Origin of the sequence: Roseivirga thermotolerans (assembly GCF_014653175.1) — a bacterium.
Taxonomy (GTDB): Bacteria; Bacteroidota; Bacteroidia; order Cytophagales; family Cyclobacteriaceae; genus Roseivirga; species Roseivirga thermotolerans.
This window is the reverse complement of the sequence record NZ_BNAG01000002.1, coordinates 70828-88003: the sequence shown is the minus strand read 5'-3', so window position 1 is coordinate 88003 and position 17176 is coordinate 70828. Positions and strand designations below refer to the sequence as shown.

The 17176-nt window shown below is 42.7% G+C and carries 18 protein-coding genes; 11 read left to right on the top strand and 7 right to left on the bottom strand.

Features of this window, described 5'->3' with window-relative positions; genetic code table 11:
* Position 1 precedes the first annotated feature (1 nt).
* Together IE164_RS06325 and IE164_RS06320 are read left to right on the top strand one after the other, a co-directional pair.
* Complete coding sequence (locus tag IE164_RS06325) at positions 2–619, top strand: ABC transporter ATP-binding protein (protein WP_189629374.1); 618 nt, start codon at positions 2–4, stop codon at positions 617–619.
* 62 nt (positions 620–681) lie between these two features.
* Positions 682–1164, top strand: a complete 483-nt coding sequence (locus tag IE164_RS06320) for a lipocalin-like domain-containing protein (RefSeq protein WP_189629373.1) — start codon at positions 682–684, stop codon at positions 1162–1164.
* A 135-nt stretch (positions 1165–1299) separates the two neighbouring features.
* Here IE164_RS06320 and IE164_RS06315 read toward each other — a convergent pair whose 3' ends face one another.
* Complete coding sequence (locus IE164_RS06315; RefSeq protein WP_189629372.1) at positions 1300–2490, bottom strand: VOC family protein; 1191 nt, start codon at positions 2488–2490, stop codon at positions 1300–1302.
* Positions 2491–2611: 121 nt separating this feature from the next.
* Between IE164_RS06315 and IE164_RS06310 the strand changes: the two genes are divergently transcribed.
* The 3 genes from IE164_RS06310 (at position 2612) to IE164_RS06300 (ending at position 6260) form a co-directional block, all read left to right on the top strand.
* Positions 2612–4012 carry a Gfo/Idh/MocA family protein gene (locus tag IE164_RS06310; protein WP_189629371.1) on the top strand — a complete coding sequence of 467 codons (1401 nt, stop codon included), beginning with the start codon at positions 2612–2614 and terminating at the stop codon, positions 4010–4012.
* A gap of 352 nt (positions 4013–4364) precedes the next feature.
* The gene (locus IE164_RS06305) at positions 4365–4859 is read left to right on the top strand and encodes a hypothetical protein (RefSeq protein WP_189629370.1); all 495 of its coding nucleotides are present in this window, start codon (positions 4365–4367) and stop codon (positions 4857–4859) included.
* Positions 4860–5762: 903 nt separating this feature from the next.
* Complete coding sequence (locus tag IE164_RS06300; protein ID WP_189629369.1) at positions 5763–6260, top strand: hypothetical protein; 498 nt, start codon at positions 5763–5765, stop codon at positions 6258–6260.
* Positions 6261–6411: 151 nt separating this feature from the next.
* On the opposite strand, the gene IE164_RS06295 is transcribed toward IE164_RS06300, so the two are convergent.
* The 4 genes from IE164_RS06295 to IE164_RS06280 form a co-directional block, all read right to left on the bottom strand.
* Positions 6412–7095 carry a LytR/AlgR family response regulator transcription factor gene (locus tag IE164_RS06295; RefSeq protein ID WP_189629368.1) on the bottom strand — a complete coding sequence of 228 codons (684 nt, stop codon included), beginning with the start codon at positions 7093–7095 and terminating at the stop codon, positions 6412–6414.
* Entirely contained in the window at positions 7092–8102 is a 1011-nt protein-coding gene (locus tag IE164_RS06290; RefSeq protein ID WP_189629367.1) for a sensor histidine kinase, read from the bottom strand. Before IE164_RS06290 ends, IE164_RS06295 begins: the two co-directional genes overlap by 4 nt.
* Positions 8099–9037, bottom strand: coding sequence for a hypothetical protein (locus IE164_RS06285; protein ID WP_189629366.1), 939 nt, complete (start codon positions 9035–9037; stop codon positions 8099–8101). The genes IE164_RS06290 and IE164_RS06285 overlap by 4 nt, the downstream gene beginning before the upstream one ends.
* A gap of 161 nt (positions 9038–9198) precedes the next feature.
* Positions 9199–9717, bottom strand: coding sequence for a D-glycero-alpha-D-manno-heptose-1,7-bisphosphate 7-phosphatase (locus IE164_RS06280; protein WP_189629365.1), 519 nt, complete (start codon positions 9715–9717; stop codon positions 9199–9201).
* A gap of 144 nt (positions 9718–9861) precedes the next feature.
* Between IE164_RS06280 and IE164_RS06275 the strand changes: the two genes are divergently transcribed.
* On the top strand, positions 9862–10650 hold the full coding sequence (locus IE164_RS06275; protein WP_189629364.1) for a polyprenol monophosphomannose synthase: 789 nt from the start codon (positions 9862–9864) through the stop codon (positions 10648–10650).
* Here the strand turns inward: IE164_RS06275 and IE164_RS06270 are convergent.
* The gene (locus tag IE164_RS06270; RefSeq protein WP_189629363.1) at positions 10612–11841 is read right to left on the bottom strand and encodes an ABC transporter permease; all 1230 of its coding nucleotides are present in this window, start codon (positions 11839–11841) and stop codon (positions 10612–10614) included. The two genes, IE164_RS06275 and IE164_RS06270, sit on opposite strands and share 39 nt — an antisense overlap.
* A gap of 45 nt (positions 11842–11886) precedes the next feature.
* On the opposite strand from IE164_RS06270, the gene IE164_RS06265 reads away from it, so the two are divergent.
* The 4 genes from IE164_RS06265 (at position 11887) to IE164_RS06250 (ending at position 15838) form a co-directional block, all read left to right on the top strand.
* Positions 11887–13047 carry an exo-beta-N-acetylmuramidase NamZ family protein gene (locus IE164_RS06265; protein ID WP_189629362.1) on the top strand — a complete coding sequence of 387 codons (1161 nt, stop codon included), beginning with the start codon at positions 11887–11889 and terminating at the stop codon, positions 13045–13047.
* The gene (locus IE164_RS06260; RefSeq protein WP_189629361.1) at positions 13044–13850 is read left to right on the top strand and encodes a hypothetical protein; all 807 of its coding nucleotides are present in this window, start codon (positions 13044–13046) and stop codon (positions 13848–13850) included. Before IE164_RS06265 ends, IE164_RS06260 begins: the two co-directional genes overlap by 4 nt.
* A gap of 564 nt (positions 13851–14414) precedes the next feature.
* Positions 14415–15335, top strand: a complete 921-nt coding sequence (gene fmt / locus IE164_RS06255; protein ID WP_229838563.1) for a methionyl-tRNA formyltransferase — start codon at positions 14415–14417, stop codon at positions 15333–15335.
* Entirely contained in the window at positions 15332–15838 is a 507-nt protein-coding gene (locus IE164_RS06250; protein WP_229838560.1) for a dihydrofolate reductase, read from the top strand. Before fmt ends, IE164_RS06250 begins: the two co-directional genes overlap by 4 nt.
* A 319-nt stretch (positions 15839–16157) precedes the next feature.
* Here the strand turns inward: IE164_RS06250 and IE164_RS18505 are convergent, their stop codons facing one another.
* On the bottom strand, positions 16158–16304 hold the full coding sequence (locus IE164_RS18505; protein WP_229838558.1) for a GIY-YIG nuclease family protein: 147 nt from the start codon (positions 16302–16304) through the stop codon (positions 16158–16160).
* Between the two features lie 65 nt (positions 16305–16369).
* Between IE164_RS18505 and IE164_RS06240 the strand changes: the two genes are divergently transcribed.
* Positions 16370–17158 carry an SDR family oxidoreductase gene (locus tag IE164_RS06240; protein ID WP_189629360.1) on the top strand — a complete coding sequence of 263 codons (789 nt, stop codon included), beginning with the start codon at positions 16370–16372 and terminating at the stop codon, positions 17156–17158.
* Positions 17159–17176 lie beyond the last annotated feature (18 nt).

Sequence of the window (17176 nt, the reverse complement as noted above, 5' to 3'; positions counted from 1 at the left end):
TATGCAGATTGCGGTTGAAGGTTTAGGTAAAAAATTTAACCGTGAGTGGATATTCAGGAACCTATCCATAGCCTTCGAAAAAGGCAAGCATTGTGCTATAACAGGCGGCAATGGCAGTGGTAAATCTACCTTTTTACAGGTGCTATGTGGGTATATTCCGGCTTCAGAAGGTAAGGTCACCTATACGTTCAACAACAAACCGGTACCGACAGAATTAGTCTATCAACACTTCGATATTTCTACACCATACCTGGAGCTTATTGAGGAGTTTACCCTTCGTGAATTCCTAACCTTCCATTTTAAATTTAAGAAGCTCAAAGTAGGGTTAACCATCAATGACTTTGTAGAATTGGTGTACCTGCAAAATAGTGCCGAAAAACCTATTCGAAATTTTTCTTCGGGCATGAAGCAGAGACTTAAGTTGGGGCTTTGTTTTTATTCGCAAAGCGAGATATGCCTTTTAGACGAACCCACTACCAATTTAGATACGGCAGGAATAGCCTGGTATAGGAAGTCAGTAGAGCCTATTTTAGAAGATAAGCTAGTATTAGTAAGCTCCAACCAAAAACATGAATATGAATTTTGTACAGAGAGCTTACATATTCCCGACTTCAAATAGTCTTGGTATAAGCTCATTTTTTCTGAAAAAGTAATTATTATTGATTCTACAACAAACCCAACATGAACAAGATTAAAAGCTACTTTCTACCCCTCAGCCTGCTGCTTATTGTATTGACTGTTTTCTCTTGCGGAGGCGGTGGCGATGATGGTCCCAGCCTTACCCCTGAAGAACAACGGCTAGTAGACCTTGCGGGTACTTCCGGTGTTACCTGGGTAGCTACATCGGTTACCTTCGATGGCGCTCCTGCCAACGGGCTGGAAAACTTCTCCATGACCATTAGGGGAAATGCCACCAGCAAAACATACACCAGTACTGATGGTGATCCATTTTTTGGAGCCAGCGGCACCTGGGACTTTAATGGAAACAACATCAATGAGGTAATTTTCGATGGAGACAATTCCAATGTGTACAGCATATCGCTGAATGCAAGTGCTACGCCACCTACACTTACTATGACCGTTGATTACACCCGCTCTGGTGGTGTAGCTGCCGGGGTTAGTGGGGCTGATGGGCGTTATGTCTTCAACCTGGAAAAACAATAAGAAGCACGACAGCCCCAGTCAAAAAAAAGGTTGTCTTGAAAATGACTTTATGTCATTCTGAACCTATCTACCTTAAACGGATAAGTTCGGAATGACATTTTTTTTTAGAGCCTAATTTTAGTAGATAACTCCTCTCTAATAAAAACGGTAGGTATATAACTCAGGGCCAATCAGACTACCCGAGAAGCCGGGATTACTGGTTCTCAAATAGTTTTGTAAAGCCTCCAATCGTTCTACTTTCCAGCCAATCTCCACTGCTTTTTCGTTGGCATAGTTCTCCATGCCTCTTCGTTCATCCACCAACCCTATAAAGCTACTGTGGGAGGTCTGAAATATCTTTGTCCACCCCTGGTCAGCTACCATTTCAAAACCCAACATCTCTTGATAGTAATTTTGTTGTGCCAATAAATCTTGGTGGTATGTCCAGGTAATAGAGCCATAGAAGCCTAAAGAATCGACAGTAGTTGTCAAATACGGCACCTTACTCAGTGCAGCCATTAGTAGTTCATTTTCCGGATGCTGCTTGAACTGCTCAAACTCCAGAAGATATCCTTCAGGATCAATAGCCACAAAACCATCGTGTGGTCCACCCTCCTTAGGTTTGTAACTATACTTTATGGGAATTCCCAGCTTCTGAACATAGGCGTACCATTCAGGCAACTGATCGGTAAGCAGGGCAATGGCCGTTGATTTAGGTTGTTCTTTGGAGTGTTCAGCAGATAGAGCATGCAGCTGAATGTAGGACGTAGAGCTTATTTGAAAACGGTTATCTTCAAGCGGGGTAAATCCCAATTGTTCAGCATAGAACTGCTTAGCCCTTGCAAGATCATTATAGTACAGGTGAGTGGTTTGCTCTTTAATACCAAAAGAGTTAATTGTTCGAAAGGCGGTGTTCTCCATCAACAAATGGTTGATACCCTGAGTACTATATCCTAAAAGACGCCCCATGCGCCTGGCAAGCAACTGATCGTCCCACCTCCTTCCGGCAATGTCTTGTTTAAGTTGTCTGTACTGCTCTAACCGAAGGCTGTCTTTGAAGATAACGAAGACAGACCTTTCCCTGGTAGTCTCAGCGGGGAACAAAGCGCTAACCGGAAAGTTATCTTCCCTATATACATACAAGTTATTTTTCCGGGCCACTTGTGCAAATTCTGGCATTGCCCGATCGGCCTCCTCCATTGTCATGGGGTGGCTGAGAGCAATTGGTTTGGCGCCATTGGCCACCATTTCGCAATATACCTCAAAGCTGACCAGATCGGTGGTACCGGGCTTGGAGCAGGCACACAGCAGTAGGGCAAAAATCCCTTGCAGAAATATTTTTTTCATTGAACTAAAATGATCAGAGACTTCAGCAAATCAAAGGAAAGCCAAGCAAACTTAAGAAAGGGTTTGACTTTATGCCAAAAAGGTAAGAATATGCCCTTTCAACGTTAACTCACTACAAACTATGTCTAAACTCGACAGACGGAATTTTTTAAAGAAAACCTCACTTTCGGCTGCCGCTCTGGCTACAGCAACGGCATTTACCAGTTGTTCAGAGGAAGAGCAAACCAGACCTAGCGGCTCTCAATACATGGGAGACTTTGCCGCCCCAAAACTAGACCGTGTAAGAATAGCTCTTATTGGAGTGGGAGCTCGTGGCAGCGGGCATGCCCGGGACTTCGCCAGTCTTGAAGGCACTGAAATTGTGGCCATAAGCGATTTATACGAAGACTGGGCGCAGCGTTCAGCCGACCGATGTAAAGAAGCAGGCAACGGACAGCGCCATCAGGACATTAAGCTCTACCATGGCAGTGAAAATGGCTGGAAGCAAATGCTTGAAGAAGTTAAACCGGATGCGGTAATTATAAGCACCAATTGGGTGAACCATGCACCAATGGCTATTGAAAGCATGAAGCAGGGGGCTCACGCATTTGTAGAAGTACCTATGGCCACCACCATAGAAGATATGTGGGCTATTGTAGACACCTCTGAAGCTACGGGAAAGCATTGCATGATGATGGAAAATGTAAACTATGGCCGAGACGAGCTCATGTTCTTAAATATGTGCAGGCAAGGGTTGATTGGCGATATTTTACATGGCGAAGCCTCTTACATACACGAACTGCGGTTCCAGATGGAAGAGCAGGAACGTGGGACAGGCTCATGGAGAACCCACCACTATGCCAACCGAAACGGTAACCTCTACCCTACTCACGGTTTGGGTCCGGTGGCACAGTATATGAACCTGGCAAGAACTGACGATAATTTCGGCACAATGGTATCCTACTCTACCCCGGCAATGGGCAGGGCCAAATATGCCAAGGCCAACTATGCAGCCGATCATAAGTGGAATCAATTAGAGTATAAAGGAGGCGACCTGAACACCTCTATAATCAAAACTGAACTTGGCAGAACCATTATGGTGCAATGGGACGAAACCAGCCCGCGTCCGTACTCAAGACTTAACCTAATACAGGGTACTTTGGGCACATTGGCCGGCTTCCCCACACGCGTTGCTTTGGAGGGTGGTGTGGAAGGACTTACCGACAACCATCATCAGTGGGCTCAAGGAAGAGAGGCCTTGGCGGCTTTATATGAAAGATATGATCACCCGCTGTACAAGAAGCTCAATGAGAGCACCAAAAACAGTGGCCACGGTGGAATGGACGGCATTATGCGTTATCGCATTGTAGAGTGTCTGCGCACCGGCACCCCTCTGGATCAAAACGTATACGAAGGTTGCTTCTGGAGCGCGGTTGGTCCTTTGAGTGAGAAATCTGTAGCTGAAGGCGGCATGCCTCAAGCTTTCCCTGACTTTACCCGTGGTGGATGGAAAGAGACTAAGGCTTTAAGTATAATTAGCTAATCCTTTTTTTATCCCGAGTTTACCGAGGGATCGGCCATACATTTTGCCGATCCTTCCCCCGATAGCTATAAGTAATGCTCAGGATGGGAAAGTAAGAAACAAATCAACTAGTTCGCACTAAGAATTATCGGAGTGACAAAATTGATAAGATTTAGCACCATTGTTATGTCTTCATCACTCATTAAGGTCTTTGTTCTTAATATATGTGAAAGAAATTCAAAGCAACTAAAATCCATCTCATCTGTGATGATTTATGACAACCAATGATATTAATGACATTTTTTTGTATGTTTAATTGTTTTTTAGGACTGATCATCTTTAAATCAACCAATTCATTCACAAATTAAAAACAATGAAAAAAACACTATCACTCATTGGAGCTGCAATAATCTGCCTCCTATCTACAGGTTGTGCCAGCATCTTAAGCAAAAGCACTTATCCTTTAAGTATCAGTAGCAACCCAAATTCCAACATAGTAGTAACAAACTCAAAAGGGGTAGAAATTTATAAAGGGAATACCCCTGCAACGGTTACTCTGAAGTCTGGGGACGGTTTCTTCAAAAGAGCCGAGTATCAGATAAAGTTCACCCAAGCAGGCTATAATGAAAAAGTTGTACCGGTTACATTTAAGGTAGATGGATGGTACTGGGGAAACTTACTTTTAGGAGGTATTCTTGGCATGTTAATCGTAGATCCAGCAACTGGAGCGATGTACAAATTGGAACAAGACTATATTAATGAAACTTTAAGCCAATCTGTAGCTTCCACCGACTCAAAAGAATTCAAGATTTTATCCATAGACGAAATCCCTGATAATCTAAAGTCTAAATTGCAACTGATTAAATAAACTATGACATGATCAACTCTTGAGAAAGTTGAATAATGCTTAATTAACTTATCTTTAAAGCTGAACAGCAATAAAAACTTTTTAAAAGCTTGCTCTTTATTTATTACGAAGAGCAAGCTTTTTATTTATAATTATACCAATCCCGATAACTGTCGGGACGTGACCATCGACCGCAACCGAATCTAAGAATGCCAATGCCACTTCGATGGTTTTGATGCCTGCCTGCGCGTAGCCGCTTTGGCAAAGGCAGGTTGGTCGCTTTTTCTCCTGCCTCCCGACAGGTAGGTTTGTTACTTTTTCTTTGGAGAGTCAAAAGAAAAGCAAGCTCAAAGACTCAGTTAGAATGATACTCTAAAAGGACAACCTTTAGATCCTTCGGCTTCGCTCAGGATAGGAAAAAATTAATCCATCTTCGTTTGTAACAAAGATGCCAGAGCTGTCGATTTGTAATCGGTACTATTTAATACCTTAAGCTTGCCCGGACTTTACTCATGTGGAATGGAAAGAAACCAAGGCGTTGGGCATAATCAGCTAAACTTTTTACCCCGAGTTTACCGAGGGATCGGCCAGGCATTGGGCAGATCCTTCGGCTTCGCTCAGGATGGAAAAGAACTCAACCTCATCTTCGTTTGTAACGAAGATGCTAGAGCTGTCGATTTGTAATCGACACTCTTTTGTGCCAGCAACAGACGGATTGCTTCGTCATGAAACCTTGCTGATGCATGTTTCATTTCTCGCAATGACAGGGTGCTTTAACTGCGGCTGTTTAACCCAACACCTTTAAAACTCTTTACTAGTTAGCACCTGTGGTGCGAACATATATTATCTTGGACTTAAAGCCCAAATTCAAGTTAAGCACTCTTAAAATGTGAGCACTGGTTGAATTACTTAATAAATCACACCATGATTAACCCTCGAATATCCCCTATTAAAAACCTGCTTGAAACGCTCATTGATAGAATCAGAGGTTTTAAGTATGGAGAAAAGGGAATCATATCAATTGAACTGAATGAATCTACAAGTAAGTCAGAGATTGAGACCTTGGTTTCAAAACTAGATCACAGAATGACCTTGAGATTTTATGATGCTTTTTACGGTCTACAGAAAGACGATAAACCATGGCCTCATGGTGACAACGGTGCCTTTACTGATGTAACCATGAAAAGTGGAAGGCTGGTAGCCAAAAGAGGAAATCATGGAGGCTATAAAGATGGTGGGAAATGGCTAAAAATTTCCAAACAAGAGCTAATTGACACCATATTTAAGAGTAGAGACTTCAATTTTGGGAAAATAAAAATTGAATCTAGGCTAATTAGAACGCAATGGGTTAAATCAATGAATTCAAAAGTCTTGGTTGCCTATTACCATGATATCTCCGAGATAAACAGTCAAAAAACTTGAGTATCAGTTCTAAACTCATCTTCGTTTGTAACGAAGATGCCTGAGCAGTCGATTTGTAATTAATATCCTTTTGTGCCGGAACAGGCGGATTGCCACGTCCCAAGTTTGACTGAAGTCAAACTTTGTTCTCGCACAGGACTCCATTAATTGCTCAACCCAAGGCCTTTAAAACCACATCTCTATAACTCTGGCCAATGGAAATCATCTGACTACCAATCTTGATCTGATTGCCTTCAATATACTCCACCTTGGTTTTATTGATGATGTATGATTTATGTGTGCGAAGGAAGATTTGCTCTGGCAGTTCAGCCAGTAGCTTCTTCATGGTGGTAGTGACAATCAGCACTTTGTCTTTCAGGTGAACTTTCACATAATCACCTAAGGCTTCGCAGAAAAGAATGTCTTCATAAGGCGTTCGGTACATCTTCTTATCGGCCTTCAGCATAATGTAATCCTGAACTGGAAGAGAAGTGCTGTTCTGACCGAGCTTATCTTTCACCTTTTGAATGGCCTTGATAAAACGCTCGAAAGCAATAGGCTTCATCAGGTAATCGATGGCATTCAGTTCAAAGCCTTCTACAGCAAATTCAGAATAAGCGGTGGTGAAGATTACTTCCGGTTTCTTCTGTAGCGATTTATAGAAATTCACCCCAGAAAGCTTGGGCATATTGATATCCAGAAAGAGCAGGTCTACCTCATACTTCTCTAGAAAGCTCATGGCTTCCAGAGCATCTTTGCTCTCTCCTGCCAACTCTAAGTCCGGATGATCAGCCACAAAGCCTTTCAGCACCTGACGGCTCAATGGTTCATCATCAACAATTAGGCATCGGATCATTTCAGTTTCAATTTAACTTCAAAAACTTTCTCAGTTTCAGCAATTTCGAACTCATGAGATTTTGGATAAATCAGCTCCAACCTACGCCTTACATTCTCCAGCCCAATACCTCCGTACTTGCCCTGTTCCAGGTCATCTACTTTGCCTTTATTATTGATAATGTTAAACTCAATTCCCTTTCCCACATTCAGTGTCATTTCAATAAAAGCCGACTCAGAAACACCTTTCACTCCATGCTTAAAGGCATTTTCAATCAGTGGAAAGAAGAGTAAAGGAGCTACTTTCTTATCCTTCAAATTTCCCTGCACCTCAAAATGAACCTTGGTGGAATCATCGGCCCTCAACTTTTGCAGCTCAATGTAATTCTCAATCATTTCAACCTCTTTCTCAATATCCACCTTTTCTTCTCCTACTTCATAGAGCATGTAACGCAACAGGTTGGAAAGCTCCAACACGGTCTCCGCAGTCCGTTCACTTTTGGCTAGGGCCAGAGAATAAATACTGTTCAAACTGTTGAATAGAAAGTGAGGGTTCACCTGAGTTTTCAAGGAGTTCAGTTCAATGGAAAGCTTCTCCTTTTCCACCTGCTGGAGCTTATACCACGACTTTGAAAGTGTGAGGAGTGTGCTTAATACCAGATAAATAATAAATATGGTGATCAGCACCTCAGCATCTGTGAAGGATACCATGTAGTACTCCGTTGGAAGGGCGGGCAAAATCAATTCGAACGTGAGTTCATGCACACCATAGGTAACCAATAGGAGTAACGCTACGGCCGGAATATAAAAATGATATTTGCCCTTCTTGAGAAGTTTCGGAACGAGAATCAAAAGATTCACATAAACTAAAAAGAGCAAAGGAATGTGGAACAGCAGCGAGTAGAAAAAGTCGATGAACTTCAAGAGGTTGGAAATGGCGAAATAGTTACCAATCGCATAAACGGAGAGCACCCAGAAAACCGGGTGCTGAATCCATTTTGAGTTTATGACCTGCTGTAACTTTCTCATTGAGCCATTTTGGTGTAGATTTCTCCTTCTTCAAAGACCCTCTCATCATTCGAGTATTTACTAAGGAATTTCTGAATATCTTTGGGCTGAGCGGTAATTAGCACCGTTCCATCTACCATTTCGTGTCTAAGTCTTACTAAGTTTCTTTCGAAAAGCTCATTTAGTTTTTTAAGATCGAATAATGTTAATTTCAACTTACCTTCCTCTAAATTCATTTTCATAAAGGAATGAACCGGAAACATATTTTCACCGAAAGAAGAATCTGTGAATTCTGGCAAAGGGTAAATATCTAGGAAATAGTCCTCTCCAATCTTTACTACGTGTACTTGGTACACCTCCTTTTCACCATCATTCATTGCGGTCATTTTATAGCTTTGCTCCCTAGTGAGGTATGCCGAACCCTTGAATTTCGCTTCGGTCTCTTTAAGAGCTTTGCCCAATTCGCCAACACCATTCCCCAGGTCCTTCAGCATCTTTCCAAACTCGTTGCCTTCAGAGTTTATAGCTGAATCCAGTTGCCCAGCCATTTCCCCGACTCCCTTTTTCAAATCAGTTTTCATTCCCGAAAACAGCTCATCATAGTAAGCTTTAACTTTTACGGGATCAGAAACCTCCTTGCCATCAATTTCTACTGTAATGGGATCATCAGACTTAATGCTCCATCCGTCACCTTGCATAGCATAGGAATATGTATCCTGATCGCCATCACTGTCTTCATTCATTGTAATTCCATCTTCCTTTTCATTATTAGATTCACCCATTGGAGTAAACTCTATATAGTCATCTGGATCGTTAGGGTCAGTAAACCATTTACCTACTAGTTCAGGCAAATAAACAAGGGTGTCTTCCGTATAGATTGGGAATAGAGAATACACACAAGAGCTCATCAGGAAGACCAAAGCACTGAAGGCCGCAAATACTTTTAACTTTTTCATGGTTTTGAGTTTTTGACTTTTCATGCTTCAAATGTGGCCGAACCCTCAGACCTACTCAAATTTTATCGGTGAACACGGTGATTTTCAGGATGAACGTGGCCAAGGCCGGTAATGAGTAGTGGGTACATAGACGGAAGACCGAAGTCGGAAGACGGAAGTAACTATTCATCATTCAAAATTACAGCGGCTGCTTCGACTAAGTCACTCACCTTAAAATCAGCGTATTCAGAAGCTTGCTTGTCGGTCAAATGAATAGCTCCTATGCCCAGTTTTTTAGCCGGAATAAGATCTCTTTCCTTATCTCCTATCATCCAGCTTTGGGTAGGATCAATTCCAAATTTGGCTATGGCCTTTTCAAACATGAGCGAATCCGGCTTGCGCAGTAAACTTTTACTCACCGACTCGTGCCCCGGTGCGAAATACAAGGCATCCATTATCCCTCCGCACGCATGCTGTACAATGGCATGACATTCATACACAAATGCTTCAGTATAGCTCCCCTTAGCAATACCACTCTGGTTGGTTACTACAATCAATAGATAGCCTGCATCTTTCAAGCTTCGTAAAAAGCCCCCTACTCCCTGCTTAAGCCTAAAATCTTTCAGATCAGTAATCTGAAATCCCAACTCTTCGTTGAGCACCCCGTCTCTATCTAGAAATACGCATTTCGCAAGATTCATCTTAACATCTTTTATAGAAAACCGATCAACGCTGTGCTCAAACAGTCGTTTCTCCTTATATTCAATTTAGAGCTAAAATAAGGAAAGTTAATTTCCATCCCTGAATCGCTCTTTATTGGAAATCGTTTAGCTTTGCCGATTCCTATGAGTGATAGTATTGTATTAATTCCCACTTATAACGAAAAAGAGAACATTGCGGAAATGATTCAGACCGTAATGGCTCTTCCAAAAGATTTTCATCTACTGATAATCGATGACAATTCTCCTGATGGTACGGCCAAAATTGTAAAAAAACTTATGCCTCAGTATGAGGGCAGGCTCTATCTGGAAGAAAGAAAGGGCAAATTGGGTTTGGGTACGGCATACATTCATGGCTTCAGATGGGCGCTCAGGCGCGACTACGAGTATATTTTTGAAATGGATGCAGATTTCTCGCACAATCCGCAAGACCTTATCCGGCTCTATGAAGCCTGTGCTCTGAAAGGGAGTCATATGTCTATTGGTTCGCGCTATGTTACAGGGGTGAATGTAGTAAACTGGCCCATGAGCAGGGTTATGCTCAGCTATTTTGCCAGCCATTATGTGCGCCTTATTACGGGCATGCCCATTAACGATACCACTGCGGGGTTTAAATGTTATCATCGCTCTGTGTTGGAAACCATTGAACTGGACAGGGTTCGATTCATGGGCTATGCCTTCCAAATAGAAATGAAATTTCTTACCTGGAAATACGGATTCAGTATTGAGGAGGTACCCATCATATTTACAGACCGCACCAAAGGTGAATCGAAAATGAGTGGGGGTATTATAAAAGAAGCCGTATTGGGGGTTATTCAAATTAAACTCAACAGCCTGTTTCGAACCTTTAGGAGAGAAATGCCGCTTCAGCCCGGACTAATCGAAGCGGATGGCTTTAACGGGACTAACCCGTGAAATAATAGCCGTAGGTAAAATAAGTGTTACTCCAACCAACAGTAAGGTAATTGCATTAATGGCCACAAATCTCCACCAGTTCCAGTCAATTGGTACATGGCCCATGTAATAAGTGGCCGCATCGAGAGGAATGACCTGATAACTGTATTGTAGCCAACCAAAAATAAGGGCAATGCCGTTTCCTATTAATAGCCCCTTTAGTACCAGCCTTACACCATTAAAAGTAAAAATACGCCTAATGAGCTGATTGGTAGCCCCAAACGCTTTGAATGAACCAATCATTGAGGTGCGTTCCATAATGAGTATGAAAAGCACCGAAACCATATTGAAACAGGCCACAAATAGAATGAGGCCGATCAATATGTACACATTTTGAGTCAGTAAATTGAGCCAATCGAACACATTGGCAAATTTCTCATCCATTCGGATAGTCAGATAGCCATACTCTTCTCCGTTAACTATGTCGTTGAGCGCATCGTGTCCCGCTTCAATATGGGCATAGTCTTCTACAAAAACCTCATAGCCCCCTACCTGATCATCGCTCCATCCGTTTAGACTTCTCACAAGTCCAATATCTCCAATCACCACCTGAGCATCGAAATCTTCCAAACCCGAAGTAAAGATGCCCTTAACCACCAGGCTTCGAACCCTTGGAGGATCCATTATGAAATACGCCACCACCTTATCGCCAACTCCCACTTGCATTTGTCTGGCTTGTTTCTCGCTAATGAGTACCTCGTTCGAAAACTCGCCCGACTGAGAAAACACAGGAAAACTCCCCTCCTGCAAGTAAGGAGCAAAAGAAAGTGTATCGAAACTAGGCCCCATTCCTTTAAATAAAAGGCCAAAAACCTCATTGTTCATAGATATGAGGCCCGGCTTATGAGCAAATTCCTGAATGTGGCGTATTTGAGAATGCGCTAATACCTGTTCGCGTACAGAGGTTTCCAAAGTAATAGGATCTTCTTCGTAGGCGTTGGCCAGAGTGAACTTTCTAACTTGCAGATGGCCCGAAAAACTAAAAATCTTGTCTTTAATGCTGTTCTGAAAACCTCCCAAAACCATAAAAGAAATAACCATAATGGCTATACCCAATGCCACACTAGCGATAGCCACTTTATGGATGGTACCAGAAAAACTACCTTTTTCAGTATTATTTATTCTTTTAGAAACGAAGTAAGGGAGGTTCAAGATAATGGTTATTTTAGCCTCAACGCTCAAAGATAAACGAAGCAGATGATTCGCCTATTCCTATCCCTTCTCATTTTTTCATGTTTTGCCTGTTCGCAAGCACAAGAAACTCAAGACCTAAGCCTGGGTGCCGAGCGCATGGACGCATACCTACCTTTATTGGAAGGCAAACGAGTGGCTTTGGTGGTAAACCAAACCTCAACCATAGGTCAAACCCATTTGGTTGACACCCTTTTAAGCAGAGGGGTGAATGTGGTGAAAGTGATGGCTCCCGAGCATGGCTTTAGAGGAGAAGCACCCGATGGTGAAACAATCGACAATACCAAAGATCCTAAAACCGGCCTGCCCATCATTTCTATTTATGGCAAAACCAAAAAACCTTCGGCCGAAATGCTAGCCGATGTGGATGTACTCATTTTCGACATTCAGGATGTTGGCGTGCGTTTTTACACTTTTATCAGCACCATGCATTATGTGATGGAAGCGGCAGCCGAAAATGGCAAAAAAGTGCTGGTTCTCGACCGGCCCAATCCCAACGGCATGTATGTGGATGGCCCTGTCAAAGATGACGACATCAACAGCTTTGTGGCCATGCATCCAATACCCGTAGTTCATGGGCTAACTGTTGGTGAATTGGCCAAGATGATTAATGGTGAAGGTTGGCTTGAAGGGGAAGTAAAGGCCGACTTGACAGTCGTTCCAATGAAAGGTTGGGACCATACGCAGACCTACTCATTACCTATCAGTCCATCGCCCAACCTGCCAACAGATAATTCTATTGTCCTTTACCCCAGTCTGGCCCTGTTTGAAGGCACTGTAGTAAGCGTGGGGCGAGGCACTGACCATCCTTTCGAGGTTATTGGCCACCCTGATTATACGCTTGGTTCTTACTCATTCACTCCAAAGCCCAATGCAGGTTCCAAATACCCACCATTGGAAGGGAAAGAATGTTTTGGGCAGAGTTTTGTAGGCATAGAGGCCCCTCATGAATTCACCCTCAAATATCTGCTTCTGTATCACAATGAACTGAAAGATGACACCACCTTCTTCAGAGATTACATTGACCTGCTAGCAGGCACCAAGGAATTTCGTAAGCAAGTAGAAGCCGGCTTAACTGAAGAGCAAATCAGAGCCACCTGGCAACCTAAGCTGAATGCTTACAAAGCAATTCGCAAGAAGTATTTGATGTACCCTGACTTTCAATGAAGGAACAAAAACTTATCAATAGAGCAATTAAAAAAGGTCAACTGTTAGTTACCCTCCCAGCAATTTTTCTATTAATAGGAACCTCAATAACTGGTTTAATAACCTTTAGAGGGCTGGAAGATGCTAGCAACTATTATCTAGTTTCTTTCTTGGCGGGCTTTATCTTCAGTTGGTTTTACTGGAGCTTATCCATCACATGGTGGAAAGTTTGGGCCTACAAGAATGTTAATAACATAGAAATGTTGGAGAGCGAAGCTGTAAAAGGCCAACTACTGTGGCCAAAAGGAAGCTGGTTTAATAGAACAGCCCTAATAACAAAACGACAAAGAGAGTTATTGCGGATATATGCGGATCAACCCTCTTCAATTGAAATTGAAATAGAGAGGGATTTCCCAATCATTACCAGACTCTATTATCCAAAATCAAATCTGCTTATAGATTTATTATTACCCATTTTAATGAGTTTGGTTGGAGGATACTTGGTGTTTTCCGGAAACCAAGTTTTAGGAGCACTTATAATTATACTTTCGATCTACAGACTCAGCCAAGGATTAAAAAAGGTTAAGAGAGTATTAGGACTGAACCTTTCTATTGACCATAATGGAGTTTCTGTAAATGACGAAAAATATCGATGGGAAGAAATAATGAAATTTGAAGCTAGAGAAGGCATCCGAGGAAGGTCAGACCAAGATTTAATTCTGAACACAAATAAAAGTGGCCAAATCTTGAATATTGGTGACTTCAATCTACATGCTGAAGAAATCAATGATAGAATTGAGTATTATAGATCAAGAAAGAACTAAGTACCGAGGTTTCTCCAAAGCCATGCGTGAGAGGCACTTGTTGTATCAGGATTTTGAGTGACCCACTCCGCCTATCTGCAGCTCCTTAAGATTTAAAACATGAAGAAAGTAGCGTCATCCCAGTGTAAACGGGAATCTCCTGATATTTTTTGGGGGATTCCTGCCTGCGCAGGAATGACATTAATTAAGGAAAGGAATTAGTAACCAGCAGCCTCTAACTCCCAAGGAGGGCTGGAATCCAGCATCAGCGTGACCATCGACTGAGCTATTAGCTAAAAGCACCTTGTTACTTCGATGGTTTTGATGCCTGCCTGCGCGTAGCCGCTTCGGCAAAGGCAGGTTTGTTACTTTTCTTTTGGAGAATCAAAAGAAAAGTAAATTGAATATCAATAACTAGAAACCTCTCTAGCCGATCCCTCCTTAGGTCAGGATGAAAAATCCACCTCCGGCCTTCGGACACCGCTCCCGATAGCTATCGGAAGGAGTTGGGGATGGATACTTGAACTTTCAAAGGCAATGAACCTTCCAATACATTCCCTATTTTTGCCTTCAGAAAATCACTGAATGACAGACCTCCGAATTATATATATGGGTACCCCGGAATTTGCGGTACCAAGCTTACAAAAACTGGTTGAAAATGGCTTCAATGTGGTGGCAGTGATTACAGCTCCTGACAAACCCAAGGGCAGGGGACAAAAGCTGGCCACTTCTCCTGTAAAGGGCTATGCCGTTTCTCAAAACATTCCGGTGCTTCAACCCACCAATCTAAAGTCTCCTGAGTTTATTGAAGAGCTGAGAAGCTACAAAGCCAACCTGCAAATTGTGGTCGCTTTTCGCATGTTGCCGGAAGTTGTCTGGGATATGCCAGAGATTGGAACTTTCAACTTGCATGCTTCACTGCTTCCACAATATCGTGGAGCAGCGCCAATTAACTGGGCGATTATTAACGGGGAAAAGGAAACAGGAGTAACTACCTTCTTCCTCAAGCATGAGATCGATACCGGCAATATTATTTTTCAGGAAAAAGAACCTATCGAAGAAGACGACAATGTGGGTGATTTGTATGAACGTTTAATGGCGAAGGGAGCCAATCTTGTGCTAAAAACGGTTAAAGCCATTCAACAGGGCGACTATCCGCAACTACCGCAAGACGAAAGCGGAGAAATTAAACATGCCCCCAAAATTTTTAAAGAAACCTGCGAAATCGACTGGAAAAAATCTTCGGAAGAAGTGTATAACTTCATCCGTGGATTGTCGCCCTACCCTGCAGCCTGGACCACAATAAATGGGGTGCAGTTTAAGATTTACGACACCGAGAAGCTCGACTTTGCTGTGGCCGGAGAAAATCCCGGAGACTACTCTACTGACAATAAAACCTACCTCCATATACAAACCGGAGGAAAGGCACTGGCCATTAAAGAACTGCAAATGCAGGGCAAAAAGCGCATGAAGATTGAAGATTTCTTAAGAGGGAATAGCCTATGATCAGAACAATAGTAGTCGCAAAATCAAAGAACAACGCCATAGGAAAGGATAATGACCTACTTTGGCGATTGCCCGATGACTTCCGCTTCTTTAAGCAAGTCACCTTAGATCATGCTGTGATCTTAGGTCGAAAAACCTTCGATTCGCTGCCCGGACTTCTCCCCAAAAGAACCTTCATTATCGTTACCAGACAAAAAGACTATGAGGCTCCGAAAGGTCACTTTGCCGTCAATAGTCTCGAAGCTGCCTTTGAGTTAGCCCAAAATGAACTGAAGGTAGAGGAAGTGTTCATCATTGGTGGCGGAGTCATTTACAAGGACTCGCTAGACAAAGGACTGGTCGATAAAATGCATATCACGGAGGTCAATGCCATTATCGAAGAGGCTGACACATTCTTCCCCGAGTTCGAACACAAAAACTGGAAGGAAGAAACCCGCGTTCACCACCCGGCAGACGAAAAGCACCAATATGCCTTTGACTTTGTAACTTATCTCAAGAAATAGGCTACCCCTCCTTTTTCAAAGAGGGAGATAGTCCGTGCCATCATCCATCTGTGGCAGAAGTCCATGGACTTAACTAATGCTTGCTGATTCGCGCGCGTTGAGCCCAATCCCGATAACTATCGGGACCTGACCAACTCCAGGTCTGTCATTCCTGCGCAGGTAGGAATCTCCTTTTTTTTTCGAAAAACATCATCATTCAACCTTCTCATTTCCGGATTCATTTCTTTAATGATTCTCTCCTTCCATTCCCTTTTCCTCTTCTTGAGTAATTTCTCTCGAGCAACTGCAGGCTCAATATGATTGAAACCCTCATAGTAAATCAAACACAATTGTATTTCTTAGAAAGCCCTTTCATTAAACCATTTTCATGCTGATAGGCTCTGCTTTCCAAATCGGAAGTAACTCCGGTATAAAATACAGTTCTATGAGTATTTGACAGGATGTATACATAACCGTTTTTACCCATGATTTAATTTGGCCAAATTAAGAGGGATTCCTGCCTACGCAGGTCAGACAATAACTAATATGGGTATGAACCTACAAAACAAAACCATCTGGCTCACAGGAGCATCGTCAGGCATTGGCGAAGCACTCGCCAAACGGCTTTCCCAGTTTCCAATTAATCTTATCCTTTCTTCAAGAAGAGAAGAAGAACTCAAAAGGGTAAAATCTGAATGTTCGAATCAGGATAGAATCAAAGTGCTTCCGCTCGATTTGATGCAATCGGAAACCTTCGAGCCTAAAGTTCAGGAAGCCATTTCTGCCTTTCACCAAGTAGACATCCTAATCAACAATGGAGGCCGCAGCCAAAGATCGCTGGTCAAAGACACAGTTCTTCAAGTGGACCGCGACCTGATGGAAGTAAACTACTTCGGGTCAGTCGGGCTTACAAAGGCACTTCTCCCTCATATGCTGGAAAGAGGCTCTGGACACTTTGTAGTGGTTACCAGCCTAACCGGAATCTTCGGTACGCCATATCGATCTGGTTATGCAGCAAGCAAACATGCACTGCATGGGTTCTATGACAGCATGCGAGCGGAATTGGAAGACAGTGGTATTAAAGTGACCATTGCCGCCCCCGGCTTTGTTAAAACGAATGTAAGTATTAATGCCTTCACTGGTGATGGCTCAGCACTGGGCAGTATGGACAGTGCTCAGGCCAATGGACTCACACCAGATGAATGCGCCAAAGCCATTATCAGAGCAATGATTAAAGAGAAAAGGGAAGTCTACATTGGAAAAGAATCTTACGGAGCTTACGCTAAGCGTTTTCTACCCGGATTGTTTGCAAGGATGATTAAGAAAGCAAAAGTGAGATGAGCTTAAAACAGAGATCTC

Coding starts and splice junctions, on each gene's coding strand:
- IE164_RS06325 (WP_189629374.1), top strand. CDS start 2: ATGCAGATTGCGGTTGAAGGTTTAGGTAAAAAATTTAACCGTGAGTGG.
- IE164_RS06320 (WP_189629373.1), top strand. CDS start 682: ATGAACAAGATTAAAAGCTACTTTCTACCCCTCAGCCTGCTGCTTATT.
- IE164_RS06315 (WP_189629372.1), bottom strand. CDS start 2,490: ATGAAAAAAATATTTCTGCAAGGGATTTTTGCCCTACTGCTGTGTGCC.
- IE164_RS06310 (WP_189629371.1), top strand. CDS start 2,612: ATGTCTAAACTCGACAGACGGAATTTTTTAAAGAAAACCTCACTTTCG.
- IE164_RS06305 (WP_189629370.1), top strand. CDS start 4,365: ATGAAAAAAACACTATCACTCATTGGAGCTGCAATAATCTGCCTCCTA.
- IE164_RS06300 (WP_189629369.1), top strand. CDS start 5,763: ATGATTAACCCTCGAATATCCCCTATTAAAAACCTGCTTGAAACGCTC.
- IE164_RS06295 (WP_189629368.1), bottom strand. CDS start 7,095: ATGATCCGATGCCTAATTGTTGATGATGAACCATTGAGCCGTCAGGTG.
- IE164_RS06290 (WP_189629367.1), bottom strand. CDS start 8,102: ATGAGAAAGTTACAGCAGGTCATAAACTCAAAATGGATTCAGCACCCG.
- IE164_RS06285 (WP_189629366.1), bottom strand. CDS start 9,037: ATGAAAAAGTTAAAAGTATTTGCGGCCTTCAGTGCTTTGGTCTTCCTG.
- IE164_RS06280 (WP_189629365.1), bottom strand. CDS start 9,717: ATGAATCTTGCGAAATGCGTATTTCTAGATAGAGACGGGGTGCTCAAC.
- IE164_RS06275 (WP_189629364.1), top strand. CDS start 9,862: ATGAGTGATAGTATTGTATTAATTCCCACTTATAACGAAAAAGAGAAC.
- IE164_RS06265 (WP_189629362.1), top strand. CDS start 11,887: ATGATTCGCCTATTCCTATCCCTTCTCATTTTTTCATGTTTTGCCTGT.
- IE164_RS06260 (WP_189629361.1), top strand. CDS start 13,044: ATGAAGGAACAAAAACTTATCAATAGAGCAATTAAAAAAGGTCAACTG.
- fmt (WP_229838563.1), top strand. CDS start 14,415: ATGACAGACCTCCGAATTATATATATGGGTACCCCGGAATTTGCGGTA.
- IE164_RS06250 (WP_229838560.1), top strand. CDS start 15,332: ATGATCAGAACAATAGTAGTCGCAAAATCAAAGAACAACGCCATAGGA.
- IE164_RS18505 (WP_229838558.1), bottom strand. CDS start 16,304: ATGGGTAAAAACGGTTATGTATACATCCTGTCAAATACTCATAGAACT.
- IE164_RS06240 (WP_189629360.1), top strand. CDS start 16,370: ATGAACCTACAAAACAAAACCATCTGGCTCACAGGAGCATCGTCAGGC.